Origin of the sequence: Nocardioides sp. (assembly GCF_050699375.1) — a bacterium.
In the GTDB taxonomy this organism is placed as follows: Bacteria; Actinomycetota; Actinomycetes; order Propionibacteriales; family Nocardioidaceae; genus Nocardioides.
In genome coordinates this window covers 16,073-27,217 of sequence record NZ_JBOHDN010000276.1, presented here as the reverse complement: position 1 = coordinate 27,217, position 11,145 = coordinate 16,073, and the positions used below count along the sequence as shown (strand labels likewise).

The window sequence follows — 11,145 nt, the reverse complement described above, 5'->3', positions numbered from 1 at the left end:
CTCGACCAGGTTTCGGGTCAGGACGAGCCGACTCGGCGGGGGCTTGGGGGCGATCAGTGGTCGAGCTGCTCCCGCAGGCGGCCGAGGAGGTCGATGGCCGAGTCGGCGATGACGGTGCCCGGCAGGAAGACCGCGGCCGCACCCATCTGCTCGAGCGTGGCCACGTCGTCCGGCGGGATGACCCCGCCGATGACGATCATGATGTCGGGCCGACCCTGCTCCTCCAGCGCCGCCTTGAGCGCGGGGAGCAGCGTGAGGTGACCGGCGGCCAGCGAGGAGACCCCGACGATGTGTACGTCGGCGTCGACCGCCTGCTGCGCGACCTCCTCCGGGGTGGAGAAGAGCGGGCCCACGTCGACGTCGAAGCCGAGGTCGGCGAAGGCCGAGACCACGACCTTCTGGCCACGGTCGTGACCGTCCTGGCCCATCTTCGCGACGAGGATGCGCGGGCGGCGCCCCTCGGCCTCCTCGAACTCCTTGGTCGCCTTCAACACGTCGGTCACCTTCGAGTCACCCGATGTCGTCGCCTCATCCCGGTATACACCCGAGATCGTACGGATCACGGCCTGGTGCCGTCCCCATGCCTTCTCCATCGCCTCGGAGATCTCACCGACGGTCGCCTTGGCACGGGCCGCGTCCACGGCCAGCTTGAGCAGGTTGCCGTCCAGGTTGCCCGTGCCGCTGGGCTTGCTCGTCGACCCGGCCGCGTTCGTGATGGCCTCCAGGGTGCGACGTACGTCCTCGTCGTCGCGCTCCGCGCGCAACCGCTCGAGCTTGGCGATCTGCTGCTTGTAGACCTGGTCGTTGTCGACCCTGAGCAGGTCGAGCGGGTCCTCGGAGGCCTGCCGGAAGGTGTTGACGCCGATCAGCTTCTGGGAGCCGGAGTCGAGGCGCGCCTGGGTGCGGGCGGCGGCCTCCTCGATGCGCATCTTCGGGATGCCCTGCTCGATCGCCTTGGCCATCCCGCCGGCTGCCTCGGCCTCCTGGATGTGGGCCCAGGCGCGCTCGGCGAGGTCGTGGGTGAGCTTCTCGACGTAGTAGGAGCCGCCCCACGGGTCGATGATCTCGGTCGTGCCGCTCTCCTGCTGCAGGAGCAGCTGGGTGTTGCGGGCGATACGGGCCGAGAAGTCGGTCGGCAGCGCGATGGCCTCGTCGAGAGCGTTCGTGTGCAGGGACTGGGTGTGACCCTGGGTCGCGGCCATCGCCTCGATCGCGGTGCGGCCGACGTTGTTGTAGACGTCCTGGGCGGTCAGCGACCAGCCGCTCGTCTGCGAGTGGGTCCGCAGGGACAGCGACTTCGGGTTCTTCGGGTCGAACTGAGAGACCAGGCGGGACCACAGCGCGCGGGCCGCGCGCATCTTGGCGACCTCCATGAAGAAGTTCATCCCGATCGCCCAGAAGAAGCTGAGCCGCGGCGCGAAGGCGTCCACGTCGAGCCCGGCCGCGAGACCGGTGCGGAGGTATTCGACACCGTCGGCCAGCGTGTAGGCGAGCTCGAGATCAGCGGTCGCACCGGCCTCCTGCATGTGATAGCCGGAGATCGAGATCGAGTTGAACCGGGGCATCTTCGCAGCGGTGTAGGAGAAGATGTCGCCGATGATCCGCATCGACGCAGCGGGCGGGTAGATGTAGGTGTTGCGGACCATGAACTCCTTGAGGATGTCGTTCTGGATGGTCCCCGCGAGCTGCTCCGGCTTCACCCCCTGCTCCTCGGCTGCGGCGATGTAGAGCGCCAGCACGGGCAGCACCGCGCCGTTCATCGTCATCGAGACCGACATCTCGTCGAGCGGGATGCCGTCGAAGAGCGTGCGCGTGTCGTAGATCGAGTCGATCGCGACGCCCGCCATACCGACGTCACCGCGCACCCGCGGGTGGTCGGAGTCGTAGCCACGGTGGGTGGCCAGGTCGAAGGCGACCGAGAGCCCCTTCTGACCGGCCGCCAGGTTGCGGCGGTAGAACGCGTTGGACTCCTCCGCGGTCGAGAACCCGGCGTACTGCCGGATCGTCCACGGCTGGGTCGTGTACATCGTCGGGTAGGGCCCACGCAGGAACGGGCTCAGGCCCGGGAAGGTGTCGAGCGCGTCGAGGCCGTCGATGTCCGCAGGCCCGTACGACGGCTGGATCTCGATGCCCTCCGGGCTCAGCCAACCCTCCCCGTTCGTCGAGCCGTTCCCGGTGGTCGAGCCTGTCGAGACCCCCTCCCCGGTGGTCGAGCCTGTCGAGACCCCCGGCGCAGCCGGGTTCTCGCCATTCAGCGGACCGACCTTGAACGGAACGGCCTTGAAGGAACTGGGGATGGTCATGAGAGCTTCTCCCTCGTGGCGGTCAGGAAGGCGAGCGCGTCGACACCCATCGATGCGGCGTCGTCCACCTCGGCGTCGACGGCGTCGGGTCTCCCGGCGATGATCACGTGCGTGGCCCCGGCTTCCCGGAGGGCCGCGATCGCGGCGTCACCCCATTCGGCGTACGCCTTGTCCGACCCGGCCAGGCAGACGACCGGCGGCGCTCCGGCATGCCCCCGAGAAAGTGCACGATACTTCCCGGCCAGGTCCTCGGCCTCGGTTGTCGGCCCGGCGATCTCGACGCCGATGCCGCCCGCCGCGAGCAGGTTGGTCGCGAAGGTCGCTCGCGCGGTGTGCTGGGCGACCGTGCCGAGGGTGGCGAGGAAGACCTTCGCGGACGCGGGCGTGTCGCGCAGCGCCTCGAAGGAGGCGCCGTAGCGGACCACCCGCTCGCTCAGCGGGTCGACCGGCCGCTCGGGCAGCGTCTCGGCGAGGTTGGGGAACTCGGTGAGTCCGGTGATCGGCCGCTTGCGCCGCGCGATCGCCTTCTCACGCTCGGCGGAGACCGCGGCGATCCGGTCGCGGAAGGGCGAGAAGTCACGCCCTTCCTCCCACTCCGCCTCGATCTGGACGAAGGCGTCCCATCCGGCGGCAGCCATGTCGGCGGTCAGGCTCTCGACCGCGAACGAGCCCCCGGCGGGGTCAGCGACGGCCGCGACATGTGACTCGTCGATCAGCAGGTGGGAAACATTGCGGGCGATCCGGCGCCCGATCGCGTCCGGCACGCCGTTGGCGGAGTCGAAGGGCAGCACGGTGACCGCGTCCGCCCCACCGACACCGGCGGCGAAGGCGGCGACGGTGCCGCGGAGCATGTTCACGTAGGGGTCGTACTTCGACAGCATCGGCCGCGAGCTCACCGCGTGGATCCGCATTCCCTCGGTGGTCGAGCCTGTCGAGACCCCGGAGACCTCGAGAACCCGGTCCCAAAGCTGCCGGGCGGCCCGGAGCTTGGCGATCGTGGGGAACTGCTCGTCGGTCGCTGAGTAGCGGAACTCGATCAGCGCGGCAGCCACGGCGGGCGAGAACCCGGCCTCGGTCAGCGCGCGCAGGTAGGCGACGCCGACCGCGATCGACCAGCCGAGCTCCTGCACGTCGGACGCGCCTAGATCATGCGCAGCCGTGGCATCGACAACGATCGCCCGCACCCCGATCCCCTCGGCGAGTCGGGCGAGATCGACAAGCTCGGCGAACGCCTCGTCGGGCGCCAGGGGCAGGTCGCGCAGCAGCGCTCCCATCGGGTCGGCTCCGAGGTTGGTCGCGGCGTGCAGGCCGGTGCCCCGCTCGGCGATCAGCGCGAGCAGGTTCTGGGCGACCTTGACCGCTCCGATGGGTGCGTCGAGCACGATCGGTGCGAGGTCGAGGAGCACCTTGTCGAGCAGGACCGCGAGGTCGGTCGACTCATCGGCGGCCACCCACAGCGAGGAGACCCCGCCGTCGAGGTCGACCAGTGCGGCCTCGTTGGCCGCCTTCGCGTCCACCCCGGCGAGACCGGAGACGAGCGACCGGATGTCCCACGCCCCCGAACGCGTCGGGCGTGGCACGTCGGCGTAGGACTCACCCGGCAGCCCGAGGGGGGCGATCCGAAGTCCGTCGAGGGATGTGCGGGTCAGCTTGTCCCAGACTGCCGAGTCGGCGTCGTCAGACGTCAACCGACCGGTCTTGCGGAGGACGGCAGCGGTCGCCGCCTCCCACTGTTCCTGGGAATGGGCGTCCGCCGGCTGACTGAGAGGCACGGCGGCGCGAACGGCGTCGTTCATGCGCGCAACGATAAGGCCCCCAGGTGATGACAGCCACAGAGTGTGAGGTTTGCGACCATTAACCGAGACGCCAGACGTACGTCGCCTCCAGTCTTTCGCCCGCGAAGGTGCGCCCTCCTGCCGACGACGTCCGCGACCCTCGTCAAGCGAACCCTAGGAGCGCGAGGCACACCAGGCGTGCTTGGCACTCCTAGGGTGTGTCTCCGACCAGGCAGGGTTCCGAGCACGGCTCTGGGTATCCCATCCAGCCGCGGGCCTTCAGGATGCGAGCGAGGGAGAGCGCGGTTCGGCAGGGCCCGTCGAAGACCTGGTGCCAGCGGAGACGAGCCGTGACTGCACCAGTCGCCGCGAGGTCGTCCAGGGCACGGTCGGCGTCGCGGGCCTGATCACGCCAGGTGTCATGTCCGAGCGCGCCGTCGAGCTCGACCACGAGCCCGTACGCCTCGTACGCGACATCCCGGAACTGGCTGCCGCTCGGCGTCGTGCGCTGAACCTGCCGGTCGGCCGACGGCAGGCCGTGGGCGCGCTCGACCTTGACGAGATAGCCGTGCTCGAGGACCGAGTGAGTGCCGGACTCCAGATCGTCGATGATCTTTGCGATCCAGGCACGGCGGCGCAGTGACGGGAAGCGCCCGAGTGCCGCGCGCAGCGAGCCAGGGGTGACGTACGAGCGCCCGGCAACCTGAGCAAGGCTCGCCACCGCGTCGATCTCCGTGCGCGCCTCGTGCGCCAGCGCCAGCGCGTTGTCCTCGAGCCTCAACCGCGGTGGCGTGCCGCCGTAGGCATGAGTCTCGAGGTTCGTGAGCCGATGGATCACGATGCCCGACTGCGCGTTGACCCGGCGGGTCTGGTCGATCGCGACATGAATCGGGTCAGGTATGAACCCCGGCCGCGCAAGCTGCTCGCTCCGCGGTGGTTCCGCGCTCGGACCACACAGGTAGGCGGGAGCGGCATAGAGCACCGCAGCCCAGGCCCGCTGGTGCCAGCTGAGCGGTCCGGTGTGATCGACGTACACCCGGGGTTGCACCCGCCGCAGCTCCATGCGCCGCTGCATCCTCGCCAGATCCGCACGGGTCACCCCAGCGGCGGTCAGCTGAGCATGCGTGAGAATCCCATCCTGCATGCGCCGCTGACTCTCCAACTGCAGCCGCACACGCTCGCGCTCCCACTCGTCCTCGTCATCGCCCTGGCCCAAGACCCCCATCCCTCAGTTATCCCACGTCCTGGCACCAGACCCTAGGAGCGACAATCACATCAGGTGTGACTGCCACTCCTGGGGTTCAGAAATCGCAGGAGCGGCAGGCCCAGATAGACGATCACCCAGATCGGCCAGAAGAATCCGCGGCCGGTGAGGTGCCAGACCACAATGGCGACCGCGCCGCAGATCAGGAACACCAGAAGATCTCGTACGAGGCGGTATCCCGCCGCGCCGGGCGGGACTGGATCCTCGCCCAGGTCGTCGACCACCTCGGCGAGGGCGGCGGACCTGACCGCGTCCCACACTTCTGCGGCACGCGACTCCAGCTCGGGCGCGTCGAGCCGCCCGGCGGCGTACGCCTCGACGAGCCGGATGCGCGCGGCTTCACGGTCGGCGTCGCCGACACGCATCACAGACCGTCCAGGTTGATCTCGGCGCCCGCGGCGTACAGGTCCTTGGGACAGGTCGACGCGGCACAGTCCTGATAGCGATCGGACAGCACCGTGAGGGCCTTGACGGTGTCGGCGAAGGCCGGTTCACGGGCGAGGTTGCGCTGCTCATAGGGGTCCGAGGAGCGGTCGTAGACCTCGACCTGGCCGGTGTGCAGGCGGGCGTAGGTCCAAGGGCCGACCCGGATGCCGGACCACAGCCTGCGGTTGCCGTCGGTGACCCGCCAGCCGCCGACCGGGATCGGGCGCACCTGCTCCGGTGCGCGCAGCCACGGCATGATGTCGATCCCGTCGAGCGGTCGCGGCGGCCGAGCACCGGCGGCGGCCAGCAGGGTGGCGCCGATGTCAGGGTTGGTGACCGGCGTCCGGACCGTCCGACCGCGCGGCACGCCCGGCCCGCTCATCAGCACCGGGATCCGCAGCGACTCGTCGTAGTGCCACAGCTTGCCGTTGAGGTTGTGGTAGCCGGCCGAGTAGCCGTTGTCGGAGGTGAAGACGACCAGCGTCTTCTTCAGCTCGCCGCTCTTCTTGAGCGATCCGAGCAGCGAGGCGATGTTGCGGTCCAGGCCGCGTACGGCCTCGATCCGCCGCTGGTAGGCGATCCGCAGCGCCTTCTTCTTAAGGTCGCTGGACCTCCCTCGCGCGGGCGACCCCTTCGCATAGCCCGAGACGTCGCCCGGAAAGAGGTTGGGCCGCTCAGGGATCGGCACGTTGCCGTAGAAACCGCGGTCCCGCCCTTCGGGCACTGTCACCGAGAGCGCCGCATCGGTGCCCGGGTAGAGCTTCTTCGGGTCGTCGGGCCCGCTCGGCGCCCCGTGGTGCGGCGCCACGTAGTTGACCCAGGTGAACCAGGGCTTCCCGGAGGCCCGCTCGGCCGCGATCCCCGCCTGCGCGTGCTCGGTGATGACGTTCGAGGAGTAGCCCTTCGACTTGATCACCTCGCCGTTGACGTTGAACTTCGGCGAGCGGAAGTTGTACGTCGAGGGGTCGACCGTCGCGCGCCACTGGTCCCAGCCGGGCGGGACGTCACCGCGCGTGTCCCCCTCGCCGTAGCCGTTGAGGTACTTCCCCGCCAGGACGGTCGAGTAGCCCGCGTCCTGCAGCGAGGTGGCCAGCGTCGAGGAGTCGTCGAACGCGGCATAGCCCCCGTGCGGCCCCTCGATCGTGCGCGCGCCGTGGTTGTGGGCGTACTGCCCGGTCAGCAGCGAGGCGCGGGCCGGCACGCAGATCGGCGTCGGCGCGACCGCGTCGGAGAAGGAGACGCCGGTCCGCTCGACCAGCTTCCGCACCTGCGGGAGATAGTCCATGTCGAGGTAGGAGAGGTCGTCGACCGTGACCATCAACAGGTTCGGCTTCTCCACGGGCCGCTCGAAGGCAGGCGTACGCGACGGGGTGGCCGCCACGGCGGCCGGCTCGTGGACCAGGCCGGTCACGGCGAGGACGCTCATCGCAGCCGTCGCCACGGCAGCCCGCTTGCGACGGGTGAACAGGTCGCCGACCGCCATGACCAAACACTCCCAAGTAATATGAGTTATTTAGTCTACTTTAACGCCCGAGTGGACGAGGTTGTCGAGCCCGCCCGATGACCGAGACCGGTCCCACCGGGCCGGGCCTCGCCGGGGACGACCCGGCTAGAGACCAGCCAGGTCGAGCGGCCGGTTGGCGGCGTACATCCTCTTGGGGCAGGTCTCGCCGGCGCACTCGCGATACTTGTCGGTCAGCTCCGCGAGGCGCGCGCGGGTCCTGGCGTGGGCCGGGTCGTCGGCGAGGTTGTTCATCTCGTAGGGATCCGACCTGCGGTCGTAGAGCTCGACCCCGCCGGTGTTCAGCTCGACGTAGGTCCAGCGCCCCACGCGCACCCCGGACCAGAGCCGGGAGGTCCCGTCGGAGGTCGGCCACGCCTCGATGGGAACGACTCGGGTCTGCTCGGGCGCGCTCAGCCACGGCAGGATGTCGACGCCGTCGGGCTCATGCGGGTCGGAGGCGCCGGCCGCCGCGAGCAGGGTCGTGGCGATGTCGGGGTTCGTGATCGGGGTGCCGACCTCACGCCCCTTGGGCACGCCGGGACCGCTCATCAGGACCGGGATCCCGAGGGTCTCCTGGTAGTACCAGAGCTTGCCGTTGAAGTTGTGATAGCCGCTCGAGAAGCCGTTGTCCGAGGTGAAGACGACCAGCGTCCGCGCCAGCTCGCCACTCTTCTTCAGTCCCTCGAGCATGGACGCGATGTTGCGGTCCAGGCTGCGCGCCGACTCGATCCGCCGCTGGTAGGAGAGCCGATAGGCGTCCTTCTCGACCTGGGTCGGCTTCTTGCGCGACGGCGAGCCCTTCGGGAACCCCTCACGGTTCTTCGGGAACAGGTTGGGCTGAGGCGGGATCGGTTTGTCGGCGTACGCGTCCCGGTCCTGCCTGTCCGGGACGGGGACGCCGATCGCGCCCTTGGTGCCGGGGAAGCGCTGCTTGGGGTCGCCCTTCTCCGTCGGACCGCCGAGGTGCGGGGCCACGTAGTTGACCCACTGGAACCACGGCTTCGCCTGCTGGTTCGACGGCTGGTTCGACGGCTGGTTCGACGGTTGGGAACCCGGCGACTCGACCTGCCCCGATAATCCGGCCCGCTTCTTGGCGTCCTTCAGGGAGGCCTGCGCCTGCTTGGTGATGACGGTGGTCGAGTAGCCCTTCGGCTTCACCAGACGGCCGTTGACGTTGAACTTCGCGCCTCGGTAGTTGTACGTCGAGGGGTCGACGGTCGCGCGCCACTCGTCCCACCCCGGCGGCACGTCGTGCTTGCTCCCGTTCTCGCCGTACTCGTTGAGGTACTTGCCGGTGAACGACGTCGTGTAGCCCTCCTCCTGCAGCGAGGTCGCGATCGTCGCGGAGTCGTCGAAGGACGGGTAGCCGCCGTCGGGGCCGTGGATGGTGTGGGCGCCGTGGTTGTGGGCGTACTGCCCCGACAGGAGCGAGGCGCGGGCCGGCACGCAGATCGGCGTCGGCGCCACCGCGTCGGTGAAGGTCACGCCGCTCTCGCCGACGAGCCTCTTCACGCTCGGCAGGTAGTCCATGTCGAGGGAGGAGAGGTCGTCGACGGTGATCATCAGCAGGTTGGGCTTCTCGACCGGCATCTTGAACGACGGCGTCGCGGTCGAGGGCTGCTGCGGGACCGGCTCAGCGGTCGGCCGCTGGTTGGGCGCCTGCCCACAGCCGGACATCCCCACCACGCCAGCCACCGCGAGCGCTGCCGAAAGCGTCCGGACCCGTCGGGATACCGCCACAGATTGTCCTCATCACACTGGTCGATCACTACTGGGTTCAATCACGCCGGGTTCGACCACACTGGTCGATCGCTACGGCGCCCGCTCGGTCACCGAAGCCTGCCACTACGCCGATGGTTCATCCCCGATCAACGCGCGTGTCGCGCTCCCGCCATCCCCGAGCAGGACGCTGGTCCTATGAAGATCGCGTTGGTCACCGAAACCTTCTTTCCTACCATCGATGGTGTCACGACCACGGTGAAGGCCATCGCCGACCGCATGATCGAGTCCGGCCACGAGGTGCGATTCGTCGCACCCGGCCCGGGTCTGGCGGTCTATCGCAACAGCCGCGTCGTCCGGGTCTCGCCGATCGCCAAGACCGGCCGCCAGGTACGCAGCGCCCTGGAGTCCTTCGAGCCCGACGCCGTGATCGCGTTCGACCCCGGGCGCCTGGGACGCAAGGCACTGTCCTCGCCGACCGCGGCCGCCGCAACCACGATGGTCGTGCAGCAGTCCCCGATCTCGCCCAAGGCCGCGCTCACCTGGGACACCGGGGTCGCCGCGTACGCGGATGAGATCTTCGTCACCAGCACCTGGCTGCGTACGGTGCTGGCGGCGATCGCGGTCCAGGCAGAGGTCTGGGAGCCCGGGGTCGACTCGGCCGCCTTCTCCCCCAGCCTGCGTGACGACTGGCTGCACCGCCGCTGGTCCAAGGCGAAGTCCCGCCCCTCGCCTCTGGTGGTGGTCGGGTACGCCGGCAACCTGGCCAAGAGCCATGGCGTACGCCGCCTGGCCGAGCTCACCGCCGTCCCCGGCATCCGGTTGGTGATCATGGGTGACGGGCCGCAGCGTGGCTGGCTCAAGCAGCGGGTCCCGCAGGCGAAGCTGACCGGGCCGCTGGGCACCGGCGACATGGCCGTAGCGCTGGCTTCGCTCGATCTCCTCGTGCAGCCGGGCGAGGAGGAGGGATGCGGCCACATCCTGCGCGAGGCCGCGGCCAGCGCCGTCCCGGTGGTCGCTCCGCGTGCCGGTGCCGCCGCCGAGATCGTCCAGCACCTGGAGACCGGCCTGCTCTACAACCCGGCCCGCAGCCGCGAGCTCGCCGACGCGGTCGCCTCGGTGGTCTCCGACCCTCGGCGGCGGCTGCTCGGCGACCGCGGCCGGGAGCTGGCCGCGACCCGCCCGTGGACCGACGCGGTCGACGAGCTGCTGGCCCGGCTGACGACGTCCAGCGGGCGATCCGCGGCGGGTCCCTCACGAACTCACGACTCGGGGTCGAACCTCGACCAGCCTGCTGTTAGGCTTGCCTAACCCCGCCTGGCGATACTAGCCAGTAACCCCACCCGGTCACGCATAGCAGCGTAGATCACACCTGACCTGCGTTCTGGTCCGGACGTCGGTGGTAGTAGCGTGCGTGCCGTGGCAACCACGACTCTGATCAAAGGCGCGCGGTCGACGCGCTCGACGATCGCCCTGAAGCTCCTTATGGCGGCCAGCGGCATCGTCTTCATCCTCTTTGTGCTGGCGCACATGTACGGGAATCTCAAAGCCTTCAGCGGCGAGATCGCCTACAACGAGTACGCCGAGCACCTGCGTACGTTCGGCGAGCCGATGCTCCCGTACGGCGGCCTCCTCTGGATTCTGAGGGTGGTGCTCCTGGGCTCCCTGGTGGCGCACGTCGGCTCGGCCGTCGCGCTCTCCATCCGTGCGCACGCCCAGCGGCCCGTCAAGTACGCGGTGAAGAAGAACAAGGCCTCGTCGCTCTCCTCGCGCACCATGCGCTGGGGTGGCGTGGCCCTGCTCCTCTTCATCGTCTGGCACCTGCTCCAGTTCACGATCGTGAAGATCAACGTGGGGCCGGGCGGACAGGCGGCGAACGTCACCGAGAGCCCCTACCGGCTACTGGTGAGCGCGTTCCAGCCCGAGGCCTGGTGGATGGTCGTCATCTACCTGCTCGCGTTGCTCGCACTCGCCTTCCACCTGCACCACGGCACCTTCAGCGCCATTCAGACGCTCGGGTTCACCAACACCGCTGAGTCGCGTGCCAGGGCCCGCGTCGCCGGCTGGGTCGTCGCGATCGTGGTCGCCGGCGGCTTCTCGCTGGTCCCCCTGTTCACCGTCTTCGGCGTCATCTCGTAAGGACATCTGACACAC

8 protein-coding genes are annotated in these 11,145 nt (G+C 69.2%); 2 read left to right on the top strand and 6 right to left on the bottom strand.

All coding sequences use genetic code 11. From position 1 onward, the window contains the following. Window positions 1–53: 53 nt before the first annotated feature. The 6 genes from scpA to ACRDPS_RS19970 all read right to left on the bottom strand — a co-directional run bounded on the left by scpA (window position 54) and on the right by ACRDPS_RS19970 (window position 9,012). Window positions 54–2,303, bottom strand: a complete 2,250-nt coding sequence (scpA, locus tag ACRDPS_RS19995) for a methylmalonyl-CoA mutase (RefSeq protein WP_431503413.1) — start codon at window positions 2,301–2,303, stop codon at window positions 54–56. Further along, the gene (locus tag ACRDPS_RS19990) at window positions 2,300–4,099 is read right to left on the bottom strand and encodes a methylmalonyl-CoA mutase family protein (RefSeq protein WP_431503412.1); all 1,800 of its coding nucleotides are present in this window, start codon (window positions 4,097–4,099) and stop codon (window positions 2,300–2,302) included. The genes scpA and ACRDPS_RS19990 overlap by 4 nt, the downstream gene beginning before the upstream one ends. Window positions 4,100–4,289: 190 nt before the next feature. Beyond that, on the bottom strand, window positions 4,290–5,222 hold the full coding sequence (locus ACRDPS_RS19985) for a hypothetical protein (protein ID WP_431503411.1): 933 nt from the start codon (window positions 5,220–5,222) through the stop codon (window positions 4,290–4,292). Between the two features lie 131 nt (window positions 5,223–5,353). Further along, entirely contained in the window at window positions 5,354–5,707 is a 354-nt protein-coding gene (locus ACRDPS_RS19980) for a DUF1707 domain-containing protein (RefSeq protein WP_431503410.1), read from the bottom strand. Then, window positions 5,707–7,251, bottom strand: coding sequence for a sulfatase-like hydrolase/transferase (locus ACRDPS_RS19975; protein ID WP_431503409.1), 1,545 nt, complete (start codon window positions 7,249–7,251; stop codon window positions 5,707–5,709). The genes ACRDPS_RS19980 and ACRDPS_RS19975 overlap by 1 nt, the downstream gene beginning before the upstream one ends. Before the next feature lie 126 nt (window positions 7,252–7,377). Further along, a complete protein-coding gene (locus ACRDPS_RS19970) occupies window positions 7,378–9,012 on the bottom strand; it encodes a sulfatase-like hydrolase/transferase (protein WP_431503408.1) in 1,635 nt (544 codons plus the stop codon). Between the two features lie 177 nt (window positions 9,013–9,189). Between ACRDPS_RS19970 and ACRDPS_RS19965 the strand changes: the two genes are divergently transcribed. Then, window positions 9,190–10,302 (top strand): glycosyltransferase, encoded by a 1,113-nt coding sequence (locus ACRDPS_RS19965; RefSeq protein ID WP_431503407.1) that lies wholly within the window; start codon window positions 9,190–9,192, stop codon window positions 10,300–10,302. 108 nt (window positions 10,303–10,410) lie between these two features. Beyond that, window positions 10,411–11,130, top strand: coding sequence for a succinate dehydrogenase cytochrome b subunit (locus ACRDPS_RS19960; protein ID WP_431503406.1), 720 nt, complete (start codon window positions 10,411–10,413; stop codon window positions 11,128–11,130). The last annotated feature ends 15 nt before the right edge of the window (window positions 11,131–11,145 follow it).